The sequence below is a fragment of the uncultured Leifsonia sp. genome, from assembly GCF_945957465.1.
Lineage (GTDB): Bacteria > Actinomycetota > Actinomycetes > Actinomycetales > Microbacteriaceae > Leifsonia.
This window is the reverse complement of record NZ_CAMFLC010000007.1, coordinates 1-23,801: the sequence shown is the minus strand read 5'-3', so window position 1 is coordinate 23,801 and position 23,801 is coordinate 1. Positions and strand designations below refer to the sequence as shown.

Below are 23,801 nucleotides of genomic sequence, written 5' to 3'. Positions count from 1 at the left end.
TTTATCCGACAGATGTCGGATAACTGGAAGGAGAATTTCCCATGGCTCAGTACGATGTCGCCGACCGCTCCGCGATCGTCACGGGTGGAGGCTCGGGCATCGGACGCGCAGTGGCACTGACCCTCGCGGCCAGCGGCGCCGCGGTCCTGGTCACCGACCTGAACGCCGAGCACGCGGAGGCCGTCGCCGCCGAGATCGAGGCCGCGGGCGGGACCGCCGCCGCACTCGCCGGCGACGTCACCGACCCGGCGTTCGCCGCGGCGAGCGTGGAGGCCGCGAACGCCCTGGCCCCGCTGAAGATCGCTGTCAACAACGCCGGCATCGGCGGCGAGGCGGCCCCTGTCGCCGACTACTCGCTCGACGGCTGGCGCAAAGTCATCGAGGTCAACCTCAACGCGGTGATGTACTCGATGCAGCCGCAGTTGACCGCCATGGCGGTCAACGGCGGGGGTGCGATCGTCAACATGGCGTCCATCCTGGGCAGCGTGGGCTTCGCGAACTCGTCCGCCTACGTCACCGCGAAGCACGGCCTCCTCGGCCTCACCCAGAACGCTGCGCTCGAGTACGCGGACAAGAAGGTGCGCGTCGTCGCCGTCGGTCCCGGCTTCATCAAGACCCCGTTGGTGGAAGCCAACCTGAGCCAGGAGGCGCTGCAGTTCCTCGAGGGCAAGCACGCCCTCGGCCGCCTCGGCGAGCCGGAGGAGGTCGCGGCGCTGGTCGCGTTCCTGGCCTCCGACGCCGCGTCGTTCATCACCGGCAGCTACCACCTGGTGGACGGCGGCTACACCGCGCAGTAAGACCCGGCGCAGTAGGGCCGCGAAGGGCGTCTGAACGCCCCTAAAACGTGGTTTTAGGGGCGTTTGGGTGCCCCTCGGTGTCGCGGCATCTAGGGTGGGGAACGTGACCGAGCACGACGAGCTGTTGAGCGAGGAGCGCCTGGAGCGGTTCCGCTCCCGCGCCGCCCAGTACGACGCCGAGAACCGCTTCTTCACCGAAGACTTCGCCGAGCTGGCCGACATCGGCTACCTCAAGGCGCTCGTCCCTGTCGAGTTCGGCGGCCTCGGGCTGTCGCTGGAGCAGACCGCGCGGCTGCAGGTGCGGCTGGCCGGCGCGGCGCCCGCCACCGCGCTCGCCGTCAACATGCACCTGGTCTGGACGGGAGTGGCCAAGACGCTCCGCGACCGCGGCGACGACTCGCTGGAGTTCCTGCTGCGGGAGGCCGGAGCCGGCGAGGTGTTCGCGTTCGGACTCAGCGAGGCCGGCAACGACCTGGTGCTGTTCGGGTCGACCACCCGGGCCACGCCGCAGCCCGACGGTTCGTACCAGTACGCCGGCACGAAGATCTTCACCTCGCTGTCGCCCGCCTGGACGCGGCTCGGCACGATGGGCTTCGACACCGAGAGCGACGACGCGCCCAAGATCGTCTACGGGTTCATCGACCGTGCGGCCGGCGGATTCGAGATCCGCGAGGACTGGGACACCATCGGGATGCGCGCCACCCAGAGCAGCACGACCGTGCTCACCGGGGCGACGGCACCGGCCGACCGGATCGTCCGCCGCCTCGATCCCGGCCCCAACCCGGACCCGCTGGTGTTCGCGATCTTCGCCAACTTCGAGCTCCTCCTCGCTGCGGTCTACACCGGGATCGGCGCCCGGGCGCTGGAGCTGGCGGTCGCCGCCGCGCACCGCCGGACGAGTCTCAAGAACGAGGGCCGGAGTTACGCGAGCGACCCGGACATCCGCTGGCGGATCGCGGACGCCGCCATCGACCAGGACGCCCTCCTCCCCCAGCTCGACGCGATCACGCGCGACGTCGACACCCGGGCGGACCACGGTTCGCAGTGGTTCCCGAAGCTCGTGGGGATGAAGATCCGGGCGACCGAGACCGCGCGGCGCGTCGTCGATCAGGCGATCCGGGTCTCCGGAGGCTCCACCTTCTTCGCGGGCAGCGAGCTCGGCCGGCTGTACCGTGACGTGCTCGCCGGGATCTTCCATCCCTCCGACGCCGAGTCGGCGCACAGCACCGTCGCGAACGCGTGGCTCGGACCGGTCGAGGACTGACCCGGCACATCGAACCGACCGACACGGGAGGCGTCATGCAGGAGATCACCGAGCGTCACTTCGCCGAGCGCCTGGCGCGCGGTGCGGCGCAGGCGAAGGACGCGGGCCTGGATGCCCTCTTGGTCGCGCCGGGCCCCGATCTGGCGTACTTCGCCGACTACCTGCCGCCGGCCACGGAGCGGCTCACGATGCTGGTCATCCCGGGGGACGGCGAGCCGACGATGGTGGTCCCCGTGCTCGAACGCGACAGCGCGGGCGCGACGCGCGCGTCCGGCCTGATCCGGCTCGTCACCTGGGCGGACGGCGAGGACGAGCACGGACCGCTGGTCGACCAGCTGTGGTCCGGCGGCCGCTACGGGATCTCGGACTCGGCGTGGGCGCTGCACCTGCTCGCACTGCACGACGTCCTCCCCGATGTGCGATTCGAGGCGTTCTCGGCGGTGCTGCCGATGCTCCGTGCCGTCAAAGGGCCGGACGAGATCGATCGGCTGGCTGCCGCGGGCGCCGCCGCCGATGCCACGTTCGAAGACGTCCTGTCGCTGGCATTCGCCGGCCGAGCCGAGACCGAGGTCGCGGCCGACCTCGACCGTCTGCTGCGGGAGCACGGGCATTCCCAGGTCGACTTCACCATCGTCGGCTCCGGACCGAACGGCGCCAACCCGCACCACGAGGCCGGCCCGCGGATCATCGAGCAGGGCGACATGGTGGTGCTCGACTTCGGCGGCCTGATGGACGGCTACGGCTCCGACACGACCCGCACGGTGCACGTCGGCGAGCCGACCGACGAGGAGCACGAGGTCTTCGAGACCGTCAAGCGCGCCCAGCAGGCCGCGTTCGAGGCGGTCGCCGTCGGGGTGCCGCTCCAGGAGATCGACCGGACCGCCCGGTCCGTGATCGCGGAGGCCGGCTATGGCGAGTTCTTCATCCACCGCGTCGGCCACGGCATCGGCACGACCACTCACGAGCCGCCGTACCTGGTGGAGGGCGAGGAGCAGCCGATCGTCGCCGGCATGTGCTTCTCCATCGAACCGGGCATCTATCTGCCGGGGCGATTCGGGGTCCGCATCGAGGACATCGTCGTCGCCACCTCCGGCGGAGCACAGCGGCTGAACAACACCAGCCGTGACCTGCACATCGTCCAGTGACATCCGCATCCGCATCCGCAACCACGGCGACGGCCGACCGCGACGCCGAACGGCGCCGGGCGCTGCGGCGGATGAAGCTGCTCGCCACCGGCCTGCTGGTCGTCGCCGCCGTGATCGTCGCCGTCTCGTTCGCCCTGCAGGACCGCTACTCGTGGCTCGGGTTCGTGCGTGCTGCTGCGGAGGGCGCGATGGTCGGCGCGCTCGCCGACTGGTTCGCCGTGACCGCCCTGTTCCGTCATCCGCTCGGCCTGCGGATCCCGCACACCGCGATCATCCCCAGCCGCAAGGACGAGATCGGCGAGAGCCTGGGCGACTTCGTGGAGACCGAATTCCTGTCGGACGACGTCGTCGCCGCACGCCTGGCCGCCTACGACGTGTCCGGCGCCGTCGCGCGCTGGCTGATGGAGCCGGGCAACGCGCAGCGGGTCGTGGCCGAAGCCTCCGGCGCGGTCGTGGGGCTCACCGGACTGCTCGACGACGACCGGATGCGCGAGGCCGTGGAAGCGGTCGTGCGCACGCACGTCATCGACCCGGAGTGGGCACCGCCCATCGGCCGGCTGGGAGAGCGCATCCTCGCCTCCGGAGGCCACCACGACGCGGTCGACCTGCTCCTCGACCGGCTGGACGACTGGCTCGTCATCCACCCCGACGCACTGTCCAACCTCGTCTCCGGACGGCTGCCGTCGTGGATGCCGTCGTTCGTCGACCGCCTCGTGGACGAGCGCGTGCACCAGGAACTGCGCCGGTTCGTCGGCGAGGTCCGCAACGATCCCACGCATCGCGCCCGGCGCGCGCTCGACGGCTACCTCGCCGAGCTCAGTGACCGCCTCCAGCACGACCCGGAGACGATCGCCGGGCTCGAGTCGGCCAAGGCGCGCGCGTTCGACGACCCGCGCATCCGCGAATTGGCGGCCTCGGTGTGGACCGCCGCGCGCACGGCGGCGACCGACGCCCTCACCGACCCCGACGGCGTGCTGCGGCAGCGCGCCGCGGCAGCTCTCGCCGACGCCGCCGAGCGGGTGGCTGCCGACCCTCAGCTGCGCGCCTCCCTCGACGAACGGATCTCGGGCGCCGCACGCTATCTGGTCGCAACCTACCGGCACGACATCGCGAGCGTCATCACCGAGACGGTCCGTGGCTGGGACCCGGCGGAGACCACCGACAAGATCGAGACCCAGGTGGGACGCGACCTGCAGTTCATCCGGATCAACGGGACGGTCGTCGGAGCGCTCGCCGGCCTGGCGATCTACACGATCGCGACGCTGATCGCCGGAGCCTTCTGAGCGGTCTCGCAGATCGGCGTCCGCTCAGCCGGCGCGGCCGTTCAGGCCTGCGTGCGCTCAGGCCCGCCGCAACGCCCGGCGCCGGGCGAACGGCTTCGCGACGATCCGCCAGCCGAGCAGGAAGACGCCGAGCACGGCGAACGCCACCGCGATGAAGGCGGGCTCGACGCCCTGGCCGGCGGAGGTGCGGACGAGCATCCCGAGCGCCACCGTCATCAGCCAGACGGGGACACCCGGCCAGAGCAGCGCGAGCGGGCGACGCCAGGCCCAGGTGACCAGCCACCCGGCGACCAGCCCGACGAGGAACGGCCAGTAGGTGGTGAAGACGCCGGCGACCGTGGCCGCCTCGCCGTGACTGCGCCGCCCGATGAGCACGAACACGAGGACGAGCACGGCGTCGATCAGGAACGCCACGACTGCTGTCCTCCAGGATTTCACGCGTCGATGCTACGGCGCGGCTCCCGTGCGTTCGCTGGATGCAGGCGTGGCGTCCGCTTCAATAGACTGGCCCCACCCGTCCACAGCCGAACGCCGCGCGTCCGCACGCCGAGGAGCATCCGTGCCCAATTCCGACTTCCTCGCCCAGCCCTCGCTCCCCCGGCCGGAGGTCGGGGCCGCCGACGCCGCCGCGGTGGCCGAACGGGCGTTCGGGCTCACCGGCCGGATCACCGAACTGGGGAGCAACCAGGATCGCAACTTCCTCATCGAGACGGACGACGGCCGATACGTGCTCAAGATCGCGAACCCCGTCTTCTCGCTCGACGAGCTGCACGCGCAGAACGCCGCACTCGGGCGGCTGGCCGATTCCGATGTGCGCATACCCCGCGTGGTCCCCGCGCTCGACGGCGCGCAGGTCGCGGCGGTGGAGGTGCGCGGCCGCGCCCTGAACGCGCGCGTGCTCACCTTTCTCGACGGCGACCCGCTCACCGGCGTAGCGCGTCCCAGCCGCGAGCAGCTGCGGACACTGGGCCGCCTCTCCGGGCGCATCGCCGCCGGCCTGTCGGGGCTGCGTCACCCGGGACTCGCCCGCACGACCCAGTGGGACGCGCGCATCGGCGGCGATGTGGTCGAGCTGCTGGTCGGCCACGTGCCGCAGCCCGCCAAGCGCCAGGCCGTGCTCCGGGCGACCGAACGCGCGCTCGCCGCCCTCGACCCGCTGCGCAATCGGCTCCGCGTGCAGGCGGTCCACGGCGACGTCACCGACGACAACATCGTGCTCGGCGCCGACGGCCCGGGCGTGATCGACTTCGGCGACGTCGCCGACGGCTGGCTCGTCGCCGAGCTCGCCGCGACGGTGACGAGCGCCCTGCACCACGTGCCCGACGACCCGCTCGCGGTCCTCGACGTCATCGAGGCCTTCCACGCCGAGTCGCCCCTCGACGACGCGGACCTGGCGGCGCTGTGGCCGCTGGTCGTACTGCGCGGGGCCGTCCTCGTCGTGAGCGGCGAGCAGCAGGTCGCGCTCGACGACGACAACGCCTACGCCGACGAGAACCGCGCGCACGAGTGGGTGGCCTTCGACGTCGCGCGCCGTCTCCCGGCCGCCGAGGTGGAGGCCGTGGTGAGAGCCCGGCTCGCGGCCTCCGCTCCGGAGGCGACGGCCTCCCGGCCCACGGGTCCGGGCTCACTCGGTCGCCTGGTCGCCGTCGACAGCACGGACGACAACCTCGCCGACCTCTCGGTGACCGGCCGCGCCCTCGACGCCGGCCTGTGGGCGCGCCGCGATGCCGAGGACGCGGTGCTCTCGGCGATCTGCCGGCAGCACGGGCACGCGCTCACCCGCTACGGCGAGGCCCGTCTCACCCGGGCGGTCCTCGACCGTTCCGAGGCGTCGGCCACCATCGCACTCGGTGTGACGCTCGACGCGCCGACCGGCCTGGTGGTGCACGCGCCGTTCGCAGGCGAGCTGCGCCTGACGGAGGGCTCCTGGCTGCTGCACGGCGACGGGTCGGGCGGCGACGGGTCAGGCCGCGAGGGGCTCGACCTGTGGCTTGACGGCCTGTCCCGGCCGCTGACCACCGCGTCCGTCGACCGGGGGGATGCCATCGGCAGCGCGGTCCGGCTGACCGTGCAGCTGAGCCGCGTGCCCGGCCGCCGGCCTCCCGCGCTGGTGACGCCCGCGCTGCCCGCACACGTCTGGGCGGAGGTCTCACCCGACCCGTCCGCACTGTTCGGCGTGGACCTGTCCGTGACGGCCGCCGACCCGGCCGCCGCGCTCGCCCGCCGCGACGCCTCGTTCGCGCGCGTTCAGGAGCACTACTTCACCGAGCCGCCGCTCATCGAGCGCGGCTGGCGGCATCATCTGTTCGATACGCGCGCGCAGAGCTATCTCGACATGGTCAACAACGTGACCCAGATCGGCCACGCCCACCCGCGACTCGTGGAGGCCGTGCGCGCCCAGTGGGCCCGCCTGAACACGAATTCGCGCTTCCACTACGAGGAGCTCTCGCGCTTCACCGAGCGGCTGGCCGCGGTGGCGCCGGACGGGCTCGACACGGTGTTCCTCGTCAACAGCGGAAGCGAGGCGGTCGACCTCGCCCTCCGCCTCGCGCAGGTGCACACCGCACGCCGCACCATCCTCGCCGTGACCGAGGCCTACCACGGATGGACGGTCGGAGCCGACGCCGTCTCCTCGTCGCTCGGGGACAACCCGCGCGCTCTCGAGACCCGGCCGGACTGGGTGGAGTTGATCGCCTCGCCGAACGTCTTCCACGGCCGATACCGCGGCACGGACTCCGCTGAGGCCTACCTCGCCGAGCTGGACGATCAGCTGGCCCGCGTCGACGCCGCCGGCACCGGGCTCGCCGGGTTCATCGCCGAACCGGTGTTCGGCAATGCGGGCGGGCTGATGCTCCCGGACGGTTACCTCGCGGGCGTCTACGAGCGCGTGCGCGCCCGCGGCGGCGTCTGCATCGCCGACGAGGTGCAGGTGGGCTACGGGAGGCTCGGCCACTTCTTCTGGGGTTCGGAGCAGCAGGGCGTCGTTCCCGACGTCATCACGATCGCCAAGGCGATGGGCAACGGACACCCGCTCGGGGCGGTCATCACGCGTCGGGAGATCGCCGAGTCGTTCGCTGCCGAGGGCAGCTTCTTCTCGTCGGCCGGGGGCAGCCCGGTCAGCTCGGTCGTCGGCCTCACCGTGCTCGACGTGATGCGGGATGAGCGGCTGCAGCAGAACGCGGCGGCAGTGGGCGACCACCTGGCGGCGCGGCTGCGTGCGCTGGGCGAGCGACATCCGCTCGTCGGTGCGGTGCACGGCATGGGGCTCTACTTGGGCGTCGAGCTCGTCCGCGATCGCGAGACCCTGAACCCGGCGAGCGCCGAGGCGGCGCTGATCTGCGAGCGCATGCTGCAGGAGGGCGCGATCGTGCAGCCCACCGGAGACGGCAAGAACGTTCTCAAGATCAAGCCGCCGCTGTGCATCACGCGCGAGAGCGCCGACCGTTTCGTCGACGCGCTGGACCTCGTGCTGGCCACGATCTAGCGGCGCCGCCCCGCGCGCGCCTCGCCGCGCACCCCCGTCCCCGTGCCCCTCGGCGTTGAAGAGAAGCGGCGAGACGCGGTCACACCGGGCGGAGCACGCGGGCCGCGGCGTTCGCGATGGCCGCGGCGACCGCGCTGAGCGGGGCCGACTGCAACGACCACTGCTGCCAGTACAGGGGAACGTCCGCCGCGCCGTCCTCGTCGAGCACGACGAGACGCCCGTCGGCCAGCATCGGCTGCGCCTGCAGGTCCGGGATCATGCCCCAGCCGAGCCCGAGCATCGCGGCGCCGACGAACTCGGTCGATGCCGGCACATACTGGCGCGGCGGCCGGGCGCCCGGCGCGAGGCGGGCCAGGTACCGGTCCTGGAGGGCGTCCTTGCGGTCGTACACCAGCATCGGCGCCTTCGCGGCGGCGCACGCATCCCAGCCCGCGGCGCACCAGCGCTCCACGAACGCGGGGCTCGCGAGCGGGCGGTAGCGCATGGCGCCGAGCGCCGTCACGGTGCACCCCTGCACGGGGTCGCGGTCGGAGCCGATCGCCGCCATCGCCGTACCGTCGCGCAGCCGTCCGATCGTGTGCTCCTGGTCGTCGAGGACGATGTCGAACACCGAACCGGGGACGGTCGCGAGGGCCGGCAGCACCCAGGTCGCGAGGGAGTCGGCGTTGACAATGAGCGCGACCGAGGTGAGGAAGCCGCCGCCTCCGCCGTCCTCCTCGAGCTCGGCCGCCGCCTCCGCCTCCAGCAGTGCGACCTGACGCGCGAGCCGCACGAGAACGGCGCCCGCGGGTGTCGCCTGGATGGGCTTGCTCCGCCGGACGAGCACGCGCCCGCTCGACTCCTCCAGCGCTTTGATGCGCTGGCTCACCGCCGACGGGGTGAGGTGGAGCGCGCTCGCCGCGCGGTCGAACGTGCCGTGCTCGACCACCGCCGCCAGCGTGCGCAGGTGATCGCTCGAGACCTCCATGTTCAGAGATTCTAATGGATCATAAGAAACGTGAGCTGTACTGAATCTCACGGGTTGCCTATCGTCGAGTGGTGCTCTCCGTATTCCTCACCGGCCTCGGCTCGGCCGCCGCTCTCATCGTCGCCATCGGCGCCCAGAACGCCTTCGTGCTCCGCCAGGGTCTGCGACGGGAGCACGTGCTCGCTGTGGTGGCGATCTGCGTGGCGAGCGACGCGGTGCTGATCGCCGCGGGCGTCGCCGGGATCGGAACCCTCGTGAAGGCGGCACCGCTCGCACTGCAGATCGTGCGCTGGGCCGGCTTCGCGTTCCTCCTGGGCTACGCGGTCTTCGCGGCGATCCGGGCCGTGCGGCCCGGCACGCTCACAGCGGCCACCGCCGGCGGAGGCCCGCTCACGGCCGCGATCGGCACCTGCCTCGCGATCACCTGGCTCAACCCGCACGTGTACCTCGACACCATTCTCCTGCTGGGCTCGCTGTCGGCGACCCACGGCGATCCCGGCCGCTGGGTGTTCGGTGCCGGCGCGGCGACGGCGAGCCTGCTGTGGTTCCTGCTGCTGGGCTTCGGCGCCCGCGTGGCCGCACCGGTGTTCGCGCGGCCGATCGCCTGGCGCGTGCTCGACGCGGGCATCGCGGTGCTGATGGTCGTGCTCGCCGTCATGCTGGTGGTGTGAGGCTCACCCCCGCACTACCAGCGGAACGTTGAGGCGCTCAGCGTCGGCCGCCTGCAAATCGGGTAGCAAAAGAACGCAAGACGTGCAGAACGCTCATGTCAACGTGATTCGGCTTATAGGCCGTGATTCCGGCGGCGTACCGCGGTCCGGCAACGACGAAGGGCCGCCATCTCTGGCGGCCCTTCTGGTGTTACCGGGTGGAGCTAAGGAGATTCGAACTCCTGACCTCTTCGATGCGAACGAAGCGCGCTACCAACTGCGCCATAGCCCCGGGAACTGCTCAGCTAGCCTAGCACCCTCGCTGTGCCGAGTCGAAATCGAGTGCCGCTCAACTGGCCGCCCGGCGACGACGGAGGACCGCGTCCAGGTCGAGCGCCTCGCCGTCGACCGAGCCCACGATTCCCATCGCCGAGTAGACGCTCGGCACGGCCTCCTCGACCGCGACGGGGCGGGAGGCAACGGGTGCCGAAGAGGTCGCGGAGGCGACGGCCGACGCGACGGCCGGAGCGGCAGCTGCGACCGGGCGCAGGAGGACGGGTGCGGGTGCCGCCGGCGTGGCCTCCGCCACCGCGGTCGCCTTGCGCTCGAAGTCCGCACGGGCGGCCGCGCGGCGCAGCTCGGCAGCGGCGTCCACCGACGCCATCGCCGCCGCGGCGACCGTGCCAGGAGAGAGGTGCAGCGGCTTCGGCAGCGGGCGGGGCGTCCAGCTCTGGCGCAGCGCCTCCTGAACCGGGAGGTCGTGCTGAGCGTGATCGTAGAGGTCGGGCGACGCAGGGGCGGCGGGCACGAACGGCACCGGGGGCGCCGTGACGCGAACGGACCGCGACAGTCTGCTCAGCATCCCGAGGGAGGCGAGGGCGACCAGCCCGGAGAGCACGGGGACGAGCCACGCACCGCTGGAGAGCGACAGGGCCGCTCCGATCGCGACGCCGACGAGGCCCGCGACCATCAGCGTCGTGCACAGTGCGCGCGAACGGCGCAACCGACGGCGACGCTGAGGCGAGAGAACCGGTCGAGCACTGGCGACGGCGAGCGCACGTGCCCGCTGGGCCGCGGCCGCGCGCGACGCCCGCTCCAGCGCGATCGCCTCGGCGGCGGCACGCTCGGCCTCCTCCGCCGCGTGCCTGCGCTCCTCGGCGAGTGCCTGCTCGCGTCGCGCGTGCGCGGCCGCTTCGGCCCGCGCCGTCGCGAGCCGGCGCTCCTCCGCCCTGCGGAGGATCCGCTGCTGCTCCGCGACCGTCTTCGCGGTCGCCTCCACGCGGACCGCGTCCGGAAGCTCACTCGTCTCGGCCAGGATGCGCAGCGTCTGCTGCAGCCGAACGGCGTTGCGCTCCGTCGCCAGGTACTCGCGGCGGCGCAGCCACACCGGGACGAGATAGGCCAGCCAGAGGGCGGCCGCGATGGCGACGATCACCCCACCGCCCATCACATCCCCATTCATGCCTCTACGGTAGGGGTCGCGGGCTCGGCGCCCCGGTCAGCGCCCGGGTGTGTCACCGATGAAGAGGACTCTCAGCGTCGCCGGGCCACCGGGAGCGGGATGGCGGCGGCGGCGCGGTCCTCCGCCGTCACCGCAGCGGCCTCCGTCGGCGCCTGGCCGTCGAGCCAGCGGCGCAGCACGCCCTGCTGCAGCTCCTCGGACACGAGCCCGAAGCAGTAGTGGTCGCGCCAGTCGCCGTTGATGTGGATGTACCGACGCCGCAGACCCTCGTAGCGGAAACCGAGCTTCTCGACCACGCGCAGGCTCGGGCCGTTCTCGGGGCGGATGCAGATCTCCATGCGGTGCAAGCCCAGCTGGTAGAAGCAGTAGTCGGTGGCAAGCGCCACCGCGGTCGGGGTGATGTTGCGACCGGCGAACTCCTCGGCGATCCAGTAGCCGATGGTGGCGCTCGACAGCGAACCGTAGGTCACCGACGAGACGTTGAGCTGTCCGGCCAGGCGGCCGTCGTACTCGACGATGAACGGCAGGCCGTGTCCGGCCCGGGCGTTGGCGAGCAGCGAGCGGATGCTCGCGCGCGTGTCGAACGCACCCGGCGCGTACGGGCTCGTCGCCTCCCACTGCCGCAACCAGGTGCGGTTGTCGAGCAGTGACCGCTCGAGGGCGCGAGCGTCCCGCAGACGGATCGGTCGCAGCCCGATGCGTCCCTCGCTCAGCGTGGGGATGACGAACGCCACGGCGTCCTCCTTCTGCGGCGACCGTTCGCCGCAGATACGACCGTAGCGGTAAACGGACTAGATCGCGTCAGTCGTGTCTGCCGGCATCTCGTCGAGCACTTCGCGCGGTTCGTCGGCGAGGCCGTCGGCGAACTCGCGCAGCCACGGCCGCAGCTCCGGACCGAGGTCTTCGCGGTCGACCGCCAGCTGCACGATCGCCTTGATGTAGTCGAGGCGGTCGCCGGTGTCGTAGCGACGGCCACGGAACACGACGCCGTAGACCCCACCCGTCCAGTCGGGCGCCTCGGCCATCGCCTGCAGGGCGTCGGTGAGCTGGATCTCGCCGCCGCGGCCCGGCGCGGTGCGCTCGAGCACGTCGAAGACCTCGGGCCGCAGCACATAACGTCCGATGACGGCGTAGTTGGAGGGCGCGTGCTCGGCGTCCGGCTTCTCGACCAGGCCGGTGATGCGCACCACGTCGTCGTCGCCGGTCTCTTCGATGGCGGCGGCGCCGTACAGGTGGATGGACTCGCTGGGCACCTCCATCAGCGCGACGACGGTGGCGTTGTACTTCTGCTGGACGTCGAGCATGTGCTGGAGCAGATCGTCGCGCGAGTCGATGATGTCGTCACCCAGGAGCACCGCGAACGGCTCCCGCCCGACGTGCATCTTGGCCCGGAGCACGGCGTGGCCGAGCCCCTTGGGATCACCCTGCCGCACATAGTGGAGGTCGGCCAGCGACGTCGAGTAGTTGACCTTCTCGAGGCGGTCGGTGTCGCCCTTCTTGACGAGGGTGTCCTCGAGCTCGGCGTTTCGGTCGAAGTGGTTCTCGAGCGCGTTCTTGTTGCGGCCGGTGACCATCAGGACGTCGTGCAGACCCGCACTGACGGCTTCTTCGACCACGTACTGGATGGCCGGCTTGTCGACGACCGGCAGCATCTCTTTGGGCATCGCCTTGGTCGCCGGCAAGAACCGGGTGCCGAGGCCTGCTGCAGGGATCACTGCTTTCGTCACGTGAGATGCCATGCCGCTACAGTATCCGCATTTGCCCGGTCGCCCAGGCCGGATCTTCTAGGATTGACCCATGGACACGGACACTGCCGCCCATCGCAAGCGGGCGCTCCGAGCCGAACTGCGGGAGCGGCGGCAGAACCTCACGACCACGGAACGGGAGGCCGCGACCGCCGGGATCACCCGCAACTTGGTCGATCTGGCCACGGATCTGTCCGCCCGCTCCGTCGCCTGCTATCTCTCGACCACCATCGAGCCCGACACCCGCCCGTTCGTCAACTGGGCGATCGGCCAGGGCATCCGCGTCCTCCTGCCGGTCTCGCGCGACGACGGCCTGCTCGACTGGACGACCGGCGACGGCGAGACCGAGACCGAGGGGCTGTTCGGCATGCCGGAGGCCGTCGGCGAGCTGCTCGGCCCGATCGCCATCAACGACGTCGACCTCATCCTCGTGCCCGCCGCGGCGGTCGACGCGACGGGGATGCGCATGGGCTGGGGGCGCGGCTATTTCGACAAGACGCTCGGCAGCATGGAAAAATGTCCCCCGGTGTACGCCGTCGTCTTCGACGGCGAACTCGTGAGCGACGTCCCGCGGGAGCGACACGACCAGCCGGTCGACGGCGCGGTCACCCCGACCCGCATCGTCCAGTTCTCCTGAGCGGCACCGCGCCCCGACCATACGGAAGACAATGCCCACTTATTCCTACTCCTGCCGCGACTGCGGCCACGCGTTCGACATCCACCAGGCCTTCACCGACGATGCGCTCACCGTCTGCCCGAACTGCGGCGGCACGCTGCGCAAGGTGTTCGGCACGGTCGGTGTGACCTTCAACGGCTCGGGGTTCTACCGGACCGATTCGCGCGGCGGGACGAAGTCGGCCGCGGGAGCGTCGTCCGGTTCGGGTTCGGGTTCGGGTTCGGGTTCGGGTTCGGGTTCGACCTCGTCGTCGGGCTCGTCGTCGTCAGGCTCGACGTCGTCAGGCTCGTCGTCGGGCTCGTCGTCGTCGAGCTCGTCGTCTTCGTCGGGCTCCGCGGCCTGAGACCAGCACCACCAGTTCCATCCACTTGGCGAAAGGACCGGTCATGCTCAAAGGCTTCAGAGAGTTCATCCTCCGCGGGAACGTGATCGATCTGGCGGTCGCCGTGGTCATCGGCGCCGCGTTCACCGCTGTCGTCACGTCGATCGTGACGAACCTCTTCAACCCGTTGATCAGCGCGTTCTTCAAAGCGAGCACCCTGGACGACGCGATGGTTGTCACCCTGAACGGTTCTCAGATCAAGTTCGGCGCCGTCCTCGGCTCGATCATCAGCTTCCTGATCGTGGCGGTCGTGGTCTACTTCGTCTTCGTCTACCCGATCAACAAGCTCAAAGAGCGGATGGACCGCCTCCGCAAGAAGGGCGTAGTCGAGCCCGACGCCCCGATCACCGAACTCGACCTGCTCACCGAGATCCGCGACCTCCTGCAGGCGCAGCAGGCCCCGCCCTCGGGAGCCGGCACCGCAAAGCACGCCGACCCGCTCCCCTAGCCGACCCGCTCCCCTAGCCGGCACATTCGTGCCGAATGCCGTGATTCGTGGCACGAAAGTGCACATTCGTCACGAATCTCCGGTGCGGCACCGCGTCACCGGAGAGTCTCAGTAGTGCGGCGGGACGTCGCGGCGCAGCTGCTCGTCGTTCGACGACCACGACCCGTCGTCGCGGTCGCGCTCGGGCAGCCGTGGTGTCGGATCGGCGCCCGGCGCACCGTCGCGCTTCACGCGGCGCGACCGGCGCGCGGGGCGTTCGCCACCCTCGGGCTTCGTCTCCATCAGGCCAGGCTACGCGCAGATTCCGCGCGACCGCTCCGCGGTCACTGCACCGGCAGCGTGATGGGCGCGGTCTCGGTGTTCGCCTCCGAGACGCCGATGAGGTTCGCGATACGGCCGGCCACCGCGTCCGGGTCGGCGAACAGCTCGAAGCTGTGCACGCGGAGGTAGTGCCAGCCGAGCCGGCGCAGCACATCGGGGCGCAGACGCAGCGACTCGCGGAGGCTGCCCTTGTTCACGTCGTCGTCGGTCTCCACCACCACGGCGCGGCCCTCGTTCGAGGCCACGAGCGTGAGCTTGCCCCGGTAGCCGACCTGCACGTCCAGGCCGCGCCGCGCGAGGCGCTTGGCGAGGTCGACGATCATCGGGTCCGCGTCGGGGCTGAGGTACTCGGGCACCGCGGCCTGCAACTGGTCGGCCTCCCCCAGCACCTGGGCGAGGGCGGCGATGCCGTGCCGCATGCGCGACTCGTCGATGTCGTCGGGGCGGAAGCACGAGACGATGTCCATGCCCCGGCGCGCTCGCGTCATGCCGACGGCCAGGAGGCGGTCGCCGCCCGGCTCGGCGAGGGCGCCGAAGTTCGACAGCAGCCGGCCGTGCGGGGTGCGGCCGTAGCCGATCGAGAAGACCACCCGGTCGCGGCTCTGCCCGACCGACTGCTCCAGGGTGACGACCGTGAACGGCTCCGGCCGGTCGCCGAGGATGAAGTCGGCCAGCTCGGTGCGCTTGGCGAACGCGGACAGCACGGCCTGGTTCACACGCACCGCGTGGCGTTCGCTCGCCGTGATGACCATCAGCGACTCGCGCGGACGCTCCGTGGCGTGGCGGAGCACGAGCTCGACGACCTTGGCCACCTCCGCGTCCGTGCTCTCGACGGCGCCGGTGTCGCTGTCGGGCATGCCCTGACCGCCGGTGACGTAGTGGAGGGCGAGGCTGCCGTGGCCCAGATACGTGCCCGCCCACGGCAGCGAGTCGATCTTGCCGCCGTAGAAGCGCCGGTTGACGAGTTCCGCCAGGTCTTCGCCGCCCGCACGATAGCTGCGCGCGAGGGTGTACACGGGCAGCAGCTCGGACAGCCGGGCGAGAGCGGAGTCGCCGTGCAGGGCGTCCACGTCGGCGACCTCCGCGGTGGTGCCGTACTCGTGCACGCCGGTGTCGAAGCGGGACGGCGTCTGCGTCACCGGGTCGCCGAACGCGACGATCTGGCGCGCGCGACGCAGGGCAGGGACGTTCTCGGCCAGGGTGGAAGCGCCCGCGTCGATCAGCACGACCGCGTCGAAGGCGACGTCGACGTCGATCGCCGGGACCTCGTAGGGCGAGACGAGCCAGACCGGCGCGAGCGGCCGGGCGAGGTGCGGCGCCACCGCGTTCAGCGACGCGGCGGTCGGAGTGGTGGTCGTCAGCAGCTTCTTGAGCGCCTTGGCCTCGTCCGGCCAGTCGACGAGCCCGATCTTCCAGGTCTCCGCCAGCATCCACGCCAGCTGCTTGCCCGTCGCCGAGGCGTGGGCCTCGTCCACGAGGCGGAAGTCCGCCTCCAAACGGTCGAGGACGCTGGTATTCGCGCTCAGCAGGGCACGATCGGCGGAGAGCAGTGCCTCCAGCACCGACTGCCACCAGGCGAGCTCCAGCTCAGCGCTGACCTGGGTCTCCGGGACGTGCCGCACCGACAGATCCGACAGCAGCGGGTCGAGACCGCGCTCGCGCAGCTGCCCGAGCAGTGCGGTGCGCTCCTGGAGGTTGGCCAGCACCTCCGACTCGGCCGCGAGTCCGGCGACCTGACGCGTGAGCTCGTCCACCGGCAGCACGGCCAGCGACTGCGGGGTGCCGGTGCGACGCAACGGGATGTCGAGCCGGGCGAGATCCTCCGCGACACGCTGGTACGCGACCTGCACGTCGGCGATGCCGACGGGCACCTCCGGGACCACGCCGGCGACGGCGAAGCGGTTCCAGAGGATGCGCTGCTGCTGGATGCGGCGCAGGCTCTCGTTCAGGTCGGTGACGTGCACGCCGGGCCGGACGTACTCGAGGGCGAGCTTGCGCAGCCGGCGCCGGTTGGTACCGGACATCGTCGGCGACTCGCGGCGCGACGAGGTCGCCGCGATGAGCTCCGAGATCGACCGGTCGAAGACGGCGGGCGTGAAGCGGTCGAGGGTCTCGCGCACGTCGAGCAGGAGGCGCAGGTAGACGCCGAGCTCCGCGATCGACTCGAAGGGCCGCATCCGGGTCTGGCCGATGAGCGCCCTGGCGCGCTCGATGAGGCGGGGCAGCTCGGCCCGGCTCAGCTTCTTGGCGAGGTCGTGGGCGGCCTTGCCCTCCTCCGTGGTCGCGAAGGACGCGCCGTACCAGGGGGAGTCGTTCGGGCCGTAGCGGAACTCGCCGAGGCGCGCGGCCCGGATCAGGGCGTCCGCCGCGGCATCTCGGCCCGAGGCGAGAGCCTCAATCGAAGCGCGGCTGAGACGGGCGGTGGTCGCCGGCGGCGTGGGCAGCAGCGCGAGGCGCGAGAGCTCGCGCAGGGCGTCGAGCACGGACACGCGCAGCACCGGGTCGCGTCGGGCGAGGGCGGCGCGATAGTCGAGCAGCACCTTGCGGAGCCGCACGAGCGCGTCGTCCACATCGGTGACGCGCGGCTGCTCGGCCTTCTCGTTGCGGCCGATCGACTGGATGAGGTCGCGCCGGAGGGTGCGCGGAGTCACCGCGACGCCGGGCAGCCCGACCTTCGCGAAGCGCTGCGCGATGTCTTCGAGGCTCGATCGCCTCGGACCCACCACGAGCACGCGCTTGTGCTGCGCGACGAGGGCGCCGACGGCGTTGACGATCGTCTGCGTCCCTCCGGTGCCCGGCAGGGTCTTCACGACGATCGAGTTGCCCGCCGAGATCTGCGCGACCACGTTCTCCTGCTCCTCGTCGGCATCCAGGAGGAGGGAGTCGGTGGCCGGCGGACGCTCGTCCTGCCGGATGGGGTCGGCCGGGTTGAAGGCGCTCTCGATCGCGGTGCGGGCGGTGGGGTTGCCCGCCAGCGCATCCAGGAGCGGTGTGTCCAGGTCGTCGGCCTCGGCCCGCAGCGCGGGAGCCACGTCGGCGAACGACGACACGACGAGCCGCGGCTGCACGTTGAACCAGGGCAGATGCGACGTGAGCCCGCGCAGGCGGTCGATGACCGGTTGCGGTTTGAACGCCCCGTTGTCGAGGGCGAGCGCGACGAACGCGTCGGCGTCGAGCGTGATCTGGAACTGCTCGGACAGCGCGCGGGCCAGTTCGGGGTTCAGGAAGGGCTGCCCCTTGAGCTTCAGCTCGAAGTCGCGCCCGTAGCGGCGGATCGCGAGCGGACGCAGCAGGATCGGCGCCATGAACTCGTCGGCGCCGTGCCGCCACTGCGCCAGCCCGATCGCCAGGTGCACCGACTCGATGCCGCGCACAGAGCGCAGCTCGATCCCCTTGGCCGTGATCGCGTTGGCCGCGGCGCGCGCCGTGCGGAGGGCGAGCTCGTCCCGGATCAGGCTGGAGAGCAGCGTGCTCTGACCGGTGATGAACTGGGGCAGGCCGCCCGGGTGCGTGGTGCTCAGTTCGATGCGCGTCCGCGGGCTGTCCTCGAAGTGCAGCAGCGGCGATTCTCCGCCGATCGCCGCGATCTCCTCGCGCCAGCGCGCCCAGACGTGGTCGGCGATGTTTCCGGCGACGAGGCCGGGGTCGCCGAGGCTCAGCGTGTGCGGGGACGTCGTGTTGGAGGCCGGGTGCAGCGCGTCGCCCTCGGGCACGTCCGACGTCATGTCGTCGTCCTCGCTCTTCCTATCCAGTCGCCACACACCGACACCCTACGTGCCTCAGCCCGAAACGCCCGGCAATCTGCGCGGGTTTCGCGTCAACCGGCGGGTCGGGCGACGCCGGCGGCCGAATCGGTCACCCCGTCATTCGCGCCCTCGGGCGCCCGCCGGCCGTTCCTCTTCGCCGCCCCGAGGAACACCAGGGCCAGCACACCGCACAACAGATAGAGGGTCGCCTGGCCGTCGAGCACGCGCACAGTGCCGACCGGCTCGGCGATGAGACCCGCGACCAGGAGGCCGACGCCCTGCGCGGCGCCGGAGAGCGTCGTCACCGCGGCGATCACCCTCCCGAGGGCTGCGCGCGGCGTCACCGTCTGCACGAGGGTGATCTCGCCCGTGGCGGTAGCCACCGCCGGGAGGCCCATCGCGATGAACAGCCCGGCGTAGACCCACACCGCGGTCGTGACCGGAGCGAGATTCCATGTCAGCAGCGAGAGCGCGCCGAACACCAGGTAGCCGCCGCCGATCAGCCGACGGGGCGCGAAGCGGCGGATCAGCATCCCCGTGATCAGGCCGCCCAGCACACCGCCGATCGCCTGCACACCGCGCAGCAGGCCGACCTCCGTGTCGCCTGCGCCCAGGTCGTGCGTGACGTACACGATGAAGAGGACGAGGAAGACGCCCTGGGCGACGCTGCCGAGCACGGCGATCACCGCGATCGTGCGCAGCTCGCGGCTCCGCACGATCGTCGCGATGCCCTCCACCCACTCCCGCAGCAGACGTCGCTCGACCGCGGGCGCGGACTCCATGCGCGCCTCGGCGTGAGCGGGCCGCAACGGCCGGACGAAGGCGACCAGCGCGGCGGTCACGCCGAAGCTCACGGCGTCCACGATCACCACGCCGGGAAGACCGCCCATCGCGAACGCGAGGCCGCCGAGAGGTGAGCCGACGAGCCGCGCGAGGTTGTCGGCGATGGCGAGGAGCGCGTTGCCCCGACCCAGTTCGTGCGGCTGCAGGAGCCGCGGCACCATGGACTGCCTCGCCGGGTTGATCATCCCGCCGAGGCACGCCTGGACGGCGGCCACCCCGTACACGATCCCCATGCGGTCGGGGCCCGCGGCCAGCAGCGGGAGCAGCGCGACGCCCTGGACGAGCGCGACGACGATCATGGTGCGCCGGGGATCCCAGCGGTCGACCAGCACCCCGAGGAACGTGCCGGCGAGCAGCATCGGAACAAGCTCGGCCAGGAACACCCCGGAGGCGCCCAGGGCGGAGCCGGTGACCGAGAAGGCGAACAGCGGGAGGGCGATCATCAACAGCCAGTCGCCGGTGTCGGAGACCAGGCCGGCGGTCCAGACCAGCGCGTAGTCGCGCCGGAGGAGGGGCGAACGGGTCATCGGCCCTCGCCCTCCTCGTCGGCGGCCGCGACGGCATCGGGATGCAGGAACGCGTTGAGGTTGAGGGCGACGACGGCGCTGTCGCCGGGGGCGTCGTCCCGGGTGAGCGCGATGTAGGGCCGGATCAGGGCGTCCAGCCGCTGTCCCAGCTCCCTCAGCTCGTCGGGGCTGATGCGCAGCGCGTAGCCGGAGAGGATGCCGGCGTCGCGCCACGCGGGCGGCACGCTGTCGCGGAGCGCGATCGCACGGTGCAGGCGCGCGGCCTCCTCGTCGACCTGGTGGTCGGCGAAGAACCGCTCGGCGGTGTCGACGCCGAGCTGGATGCCCGGGTCGCCTGCGCGTCCGAGCTGGAGGCCGGTGGCCGTCGACTGCCAGGGGCGCTCCCGGCCGTCTTCGGCCTCCACCCGCTCGACGAGCCCGAAACGGGCGAGTGCGCGCAGGTGGTAGCTGCAGTTGGAGGGCGTCGAGCCCACGGCCGCCGCGCACTCGCTGGCCGTGCGGGCGCCGAACGACATCAGGTGGTCGAGCAGGGCGAGGCGAAGCGGGTGGGCGAGGGCGCGCAGAGCCCGCGGGTCGGTGACCGTGCGGCGGTCCTCCCGGCGCGCTCCGGATGTGAAAGACATGTTTCAGAGTTTGCGCCGACAACTCTTTCACGTCAAGCGGGAATGATCTCCGGGCTCGCCGGTTGTTCACACAGATGAACGAGATCACCCGAGCCAGCGTGGGCTTCCGCTCCGAGCGCGGCCCCATCCTGATAGCACTGATGCAGACGACGGGGCTCGTCGCGATCGACGCGACGATCCTCGCGACGGCGGTGCCGTCCATCGTCGGCGACCTCGGCGGTTTCGCCCAGTTCCCCTGGCTGTTCTCGATCTATCTGCTCGCCCAGGCGGTCTCCGTCCCCGTCTACGCCAAGCTGTCGGACACCGTCGGCCGCAAGCCCATCGTCCTGGCCGGCATCGGGTTGTTCTTCCTCGGCTCGATCCTCTGCGGCTTCGCCTGGAGCATGCCGGCGCTGATCGCCTTCCGGGCGCTCCAGGGCCTGGGGGCCGGCGCCATCCAGCCCATGTCGATGACGATCGCCGGCGACATCTACACCGTCGCCGAGCGCGCCAAGACCCAGGGCTACCTCGCGAGCGTGTGGGCCATCTCATCGGTGGTCGGCCCGACGCTCGGCGGCCTGTTCTCGCAGTTCCTCTCCTGGCGGTGGATCTTCTTCGTCAACGTGCCGCTGTGCATCCTGGCCGCCTGGATGCTGATCCGCGCCTTCCACGAGAGCATCGAACGCAAGCGCCACCGCATCGACTACGCCGGGTCCGCGCTGCTGACGGCCGGCATGTCGCTCCTCATCCTCTCCGTGCTCGAGGGCGGCCAGGCCTGGGCCTGGAACTCGGTGTGGAGCGTCGGCGCGTTCGCGCTGGGCGGCCTCCTGCTCGTCGCATTCGCCCTCGTCGAGCGGAAGGCGTCGGAGCCGGTGCTTCCGCTGTGGGTGTTCTCGCGGCGCCTGCTGGTGACGACCACACTGGTCTCGCTCGGCATCGGCGCCATCCTGATCGGGCTCACGTCGTACGTGCCGACGTATTTGGAGTCGACCATCGGTGTGCCTCCGCTCGTCTCCGGCCTCGCCGTCGCGGCCCTCACCCTCGGCTGGCCGATCGCGGCGAGCATCTCCGGACGCTTCTATCTGCGGATCGGCTTCCGCAACACCGCGCTGCTCGGGACGACCATCGCCATCCTGGGCACGATCCTCCTCGCGGTCACGAGCGTCACGCCGAGCGTGCTCTTCGTGGCGGTCAGCTGCTTCATCGTCGGCCTCGGGATGGGGCTCGTCGCGACGCCGACGCTGATCGCGGCGCAGTCGAGCGTCTCGTGGAGCGAGCGCGGCGTCGTCACCGGCACGAACATGTTCGCGCGCTCGATCGGCAGCGCGGTCGGCGTCGCCGTGTTCGGCGCGATCGCGAACGCGATCATCCTGTCGGCCGGCGGTGGGGCACACTCCCCCGCTGCCGTGCGGAGCGCCTCGACCGCCGTGTTCGTCTCGGTCGCGGTCGTCGCCGTTCTGACGATCGTCGCCGGGCTGCTGATGCCGCGGTCGCGGGTGGAGGACGTGGAGCTCGGCCGCGCCGCGGCCCCCGCCGAGTAGCGCTCCCGGGCCCGGCGCTCCCACGCCCGCGCTCCCGCCCCGGCGCTCCCGCCCCGGCGCCTTCACGAGGGGTCGCAACACGCCGCTACCGCCACGCCGTGGCGGCGTGTTGCGTCCCCTCGTGCGCGCGCACGCCGCATCCCGCGCGTGGTATCGTGTGGTCGGACCATGTGGTCCGACCACATGACAGGCGCGGAGGGAGCGCGATGGGCACCGAGCCGAAGGCGTGGGAGAGCGTGCTCGCCCGCATCGAGGAGCGGCTCGTGGACGGCCGCCTGCGACCGGGCGACCATCTGCCTCCCGAGCGCACTCTCGCCGCCGAGCTCGGCGTCGCGCGCTCGAGCGTCCGCGAGGCCGTCCGGGTACTGGAGGCCATGGGCCTGATCCGCACTCAGACCGGCTCGGGACCGAGTTCCGGCGCCATCATCATCGCCCGCCCGATCGGCGGGATGCAGGCCCTCATGCGACTGCAGGTCGCCGCGAGCGGCTTCCCGGTCACCGACGTGGTGAGCACCCGTCTGCTGCTGGAGTCGGCCGTCGCCGGGGAGCTGGCCGAACACGCGCCGGACGTCGACCTGGGCGAGGCGTCCCACCTGCTGGACGCCATGGACGATCCCGCGCTGACCGCCGCCGAGTTCCTCGCGCTCGACGCCCAGTTCCATCTCTCGCTCGCCGGGGCCGCCGGCAACAGCGTCGTGGCGACCATGATGGCCGGGCTGCGCGGCTCCATCGAAGGGTACGTGCTGGCCGGTGCCGCGCGCCTGCCCGACTGGGAGGCCATGGCCGCGCGGCTGCGGGCGGAGCACCGCGCCGTGCTGGCCGCGATCACGGGCGGCGACGTCGCTGCCGCCCGTGCGCGCATCCACGACCACATCAGCGGCTACTACCGGGATGCCGCCCCCGAACCCGTTGCGGGCCCCGCTTCATCCCCGCCCGCTCCCTCTCCCTCTCCCTCTCCCGCCCCCGCCCCCGCCCCCTCCACCGACGCACGTTAGGCACACGATCATGGTCACCCGTCAACTCCCGAAACCCGCCGAGCTGTTCGAGCTCCTGTCGTTCAAGAAGCCGGAGCTCGACGCGAAGAAGCGCCGGCTCGACGCCGCCCTCACCATCGAGGACCTGCGCGCGATCGCCAAGCGCCGCACGCCGAAGGCCGCCTTCGACTACACGGAGGGTGCCGCGGAGGGCGAGATCTCGCTGGCCCGCGCCCGCCAGGCGTTCCAGGACGTCGAGTTCCACCCGTCGATCCTGCGCGACGTCTCCACCGTCGACACGTCCTGCGAGATCTGGGGCGGCCCGTCGGCCCTGCCGTTCGGGATCGCCCCGACCGGGTTCACCCGGCTGATGCAGACCGAGGGAGAGGTCGCCGGCGCGGGCGCGGCCGGCGCCGCGGGCATCCCGTTCACACTGTCGACGCTCGGCACGACCTCCATCGAGGGCGTGAAGGCCGCCAACCCGACCGGCCGCAACTGGTTCCAGCTGTACGTGATGCGCGACCGCGAGATCTCCTACGAGCTGGTGCGCCGTGCTGCCGCGAACGGCTTCGACACGCTCTTCTTCACGGTCGACACGCCGGTCGCCGGCGCGCGGCTGCGCGACAAGCGCAACGGCTTCTCGATCCCGCCGCAGCTGACGCTCGGCACGGTGATCAACGCGATCCCGCGGCCGTGGTGGTGGTACGACTTCCTCACCACGCCCAAGCTGGAGTTCGCATCGCTGTCCTCCACCGGCGGCACCGTCGGCGAACTGCTGGACTCGGCCATGGACCCGTCGATCAGCTTCGCCGACCTCGACGTCATCCGCAGCATGTGGCCGGGCAAGATCGTGGTCAAGGGCGTGCAGAACGTCGACGACTCGAAGAGACTCGTCGACCTCGGCGTCGACGGCATCGTGCTCTCCAACCACGGCGGCCGCCAGC

21 protein-coding genes and 1 tRNA gene are annotated in these 23,801 nt (G+C 71.5%); 12 read left to right on the top strand and 10 right to left on the bottom strand.

What is annotated here, in order from left to right:
* Nucleotides 1-41 precede the first annotated feature (41 nt).
* From Q0Q23_RS05370 to Q0Q23_RS05355, 4 genes are all read left to right on the top strand, one after another.
* Entirely contained in the window at nt 42-797 is a 756-nt protein-coding gene (locus tag Q0Q23_RS05370; protein ID WP_295120533.1) for an SDR family NAD(P)-dependent oxidoreductase, read from the top strand.
* 103 nt (nt 798-900) lie between these two features.
* Nucleotides 901-2,061 carry an acyl-CoA dehydrogenase family protein gene (locus tag Q0Q23_RS05365; RefSeq protein WP_295120530.1) on the top strand — a complete coding sequence of 387 codons (1,161 nt, stop codon included), beginning with the start codon at nt 901-903 and terminating at the stop codon, nt 2,059-2,061.
* 35 nt (nt 2,062-2,096) lie between these two features.
* Nucleotides 2,097-3,206, top strand: coding sequence for an aminopeptidase P family protein (locus Q0Q23_RS05360; RefSeq protein ID WP_295120788.1), 1,110 nt, complete (start codon nt 2,097-2,099; stop codon nt 3,204-3,206).
* Nucleotides 3,203-4,489 carry a DUF445 domain-containing protein gene (locus tag Q0Q23_RS05355; RefSeq protein ID WP_295120527.1) on the top strand — a complete coding sequence of 429 codons (1,287 nt, stop codon included), beginning with the start codon at nt 3,203-3,205 and terminating at the stop codon, nt 4,487-4,489. The genes Q0Q23_RS05360 and Q0Q23_RS05355 overlap by 4 nt, the downstream gene beginning before the upstream one ends.
* Nucleotides 4,490-4,546: 57 nt before the next feature.
* Here the strand turns inward: Q0Q23_RS05355 and Q0Q23_RS05350 are convergent, their stop codons facing one another.
* Nucleotides 4,547-4,927, bottom strand: a complete 381-nt coding sequence (locus Q0Q23_RS05350) for a DUF3054 domain-containing protein (RefSeq protein ID WP_295120524.1) — start codon at nt 4,925-4,927, stop codon at nt 4,547-4,549.
* 121 nt (nt 4,928-5,048) lie between these two features.
* On the opposite strand from Q0Q23_RS05350, the gene Q0Q23_RS05345 reads away from it, so the two are divergent.
* Nucleotides 5,049-7,973, top strand: a complete 2,925-nt coding sequence (locus tag Q0Q23_RS05345; RefSeq protein ID WP_295120521.1) for an aminotransferase — start codon at nt 5,049-5,051, stop codon at nt 7,971-7,973.
* 79 nt (nt 7,974-8,052) lie between these two features.
* On the opposite strand, the gene Q0Q23_RS05340 is transcribed toward Q0Q23_RS05345, so the two are convergent.
* Nucleotides 8,053-8,940 carry a LysR family transcriptional regulator ArgP gene (locus Q0Q23_RS05340; RefSeq protein ID WP_295120517.1) on the bottom strand — a complete coding sequence of 296 codons (888 nt, stop codon included), beginning with the start codon at nt 8,938-8,940 and terminating at the stop codon, nt 8,053-8,055.
* 71 nt (nt 8,941-9,011) lie between these two features.
* Here Q0Q23_RS05340 and Q0Q23_RS05335 point away from each other — a divergent pair, with 71 nt between their 5' ends.
* Complete coding sequence (locus Q0Q23_RS05335; RefSeq protein ID WP_295120514.1) at nt 9,012-9,611, top strand: LysE/ArgO family amino acid transporter; 600 nt, start codon at nt 9,012-9,014, stop codon at nt 9,609-9,611.
* A 198-nt stretch (nt 9,612-9,809) separates the two neighbouring features.
* Here the strand turns inward: Q0Q23_RS05335 and Q0Q23_RS05330 are convergent.
* The 4 genes from Q0Q23_RS05330 to galU form a co-directional block, all read right to left on the bottom strand.
* Nucleotides 9,810-9,882, bottom strand: a tRNA-Ala gene (locus Q0Q23_RS05330).
* Nucleotides 9,883-9,939: 57 nt separating this feature from the next.
* Nucleotides 9,940-11,052, bottom strand: coding sequence for a hypothetical protein (locus tag Q0Q23_RS05325; protein ID WP_295120511.1), 1,113 nt, complete (start codon nt 11,050-11,052; stop codon nt 9,940-9,942).
* Nucleotides 11,053-11,123: 71 nt separating this feature from the next.
* Nucleotides 11,124-11,786: a GNAT family N-acetyltransferase gene (locus tag Q0Q23_RS05320; protein ID WP_295120508.1), complete on the bottom strand. Its 663-nt coding sequence runs from the start codon at nt 11,784-11,786 to the stop codon at nt 11,124-11,126.
* 57 nt (nt 11,787-11,843) lie between these two features.
* Nucleotides 11,844-12,791, bottom strand: coding sequence for a UTP--glucose-1-phosphate uridylyltransferase GalU (gene galU, locus Q0Q23_RS05315; protein ID WP_295120505.1), 948 nt, complete (start codon nt 12,789-12,791; stop codon nt 11,844-11,846).
* Between the two features lie 58 nt (nt 12,792-12,849).
* Here galU and Q0Q23_RS05310 point away from each other — a divergent pair, with 58 nt between their 5' ends.
* From Q0Q23_RS05310 to mscL, 3 genes are read left to right on the top strand one after another with little or no spacing between them, the layout of a single operon-like run.
* Complete coding sequence (locus tag Q0Q23_RS05310; RefSeq protein WP_295120502.1) at nt 12,850-13,434, top strand: 5-formyltetrahydrofolate cyclo-ligase; 585 nt, start codon at nt 12,850-12,852, stop codon at nt 13,432-13,434.
* A gap of 31 nt (nt 13,435-13,465) precedes the next feature.
* Nucleotides 13,466-13,816 carry an FmdB family zinc ribbon protein gene (locus Q0Q23_RS05305; RefSeq protein ID WP_295120499.1) on the top strand — a complete coding sequence of 117 codons (351 nt, stop codon included), beginning with the start codon at nt 13,466-13,468 and terminating at the stop codon, nt 13,814-13,816.
* Between the two features lie 43 nt (nt 13,817-13,859).
* Nucleotides 13,860-14,303, top strand: a complete 444-nt coding sequence (gene mscL, locus Q0Q23_RS05300) for a large conductance mechanosensitive channel protein MscL (RefSeq protein ID WP_295120496.1) — start codon at nt 13,860-13,862, stop codon at nt 14,301-14,303.
* A 108-nt stretch (nt 14,304-14,411) separates the two neighbouring features.
* Here mscL and Q0Q23_RS05295 read toward each other — a convergent pair whose 3' ends face one another.
* From Q0Q23_RS05295 to Q0Q23_RS05280, 4 genes are all read right to left on the bottom strand, one after another.
* Entirely contained in the window at nt 14,412-14,585 is a 174-nt protein-coding gene (locus Q0Q23_RS05295; protein WP_295120493.1) for a hypothetical protein, read from the bottom strand.
* Between the two features lie 41 nt (nt 14,586-14,626).
* Nucleotides 14,627-18,349 (bottom strand): AAA family ATPase, encoded by a 3,723-nt coding sequence (locus tag Q0Q23_RS05290; protein WP_295120490.1) that lies wholly within the window; start codon nt 18,347-18,349, stop codon nt 14,627-14,629.
* A 92-nt stretch (nt 18,350-18,441) separates the two neighbouring features.
* Nucleotides 18,442-19,740, bottom strand: a complete 1,299-nt coding sequence (locus Q0Q23_RS05285) for an MFS transporter (RefSeq protein WP_295120487.1) — start codon at nt 19,738-19,740, stop codon at nt 18,442-18,444.
* Entirely contained in the window at nt 19,737-20,363 is a 627-nt protein-coding gene (locus Q0Q23_RS05280; protein ID WP_295120482.1) for a helix-turn-helix domain-containing protein, read from the bottom strand. The genes Q0Q23_RS05285 and Q0Q23_RS05280 overlap by 4 nt, the downstream gene beginning before the upstream one ends.
* A 74-nt stretch (nt 20,364-20,437) precedes the next feature.
* Between Q0Q23_RS05280 and Q0Q23_RS05275 the strand changes: the two genes are divergently transcribed.
* From Q0Q23_RS05275 to Q0Q23_RS05265, 3 genes are all read left to right on the top strand, one after another.
* Nucleotides 20,438-21,883, top strand: coding sequence for an MDR family MFS transporter (locus tag Q0Q23_RS05275; RefSeq protein WP_295120479.1), 1,446 nt, complete (start codon nt 20,438-20,440; stop codon nt 21,881-21,883).
* Nucleotides 21,884-22,089: 206 nt separating this feature from the next.
* A complete protein-coding gene (locus tag Q0Q23_RS05270; protein ID WP_295120476.1) occupies nt 22,090-22,878 on the top strand; it encodes a FadR/GntR family transcriptional regulator in 789 nt (262 codons plus the stop codon).
* Between the two features lie 10 nt (nt 22,879-22,888).
* Nucleotides 22,889-23,801 (top strand): alpha-hydroxy acid oxidase (locus Q0Q23_RS05265; RefSeq protein WP_295120473.1); only part of this gene is annotated, 913 nt, incomplete at its 3' end.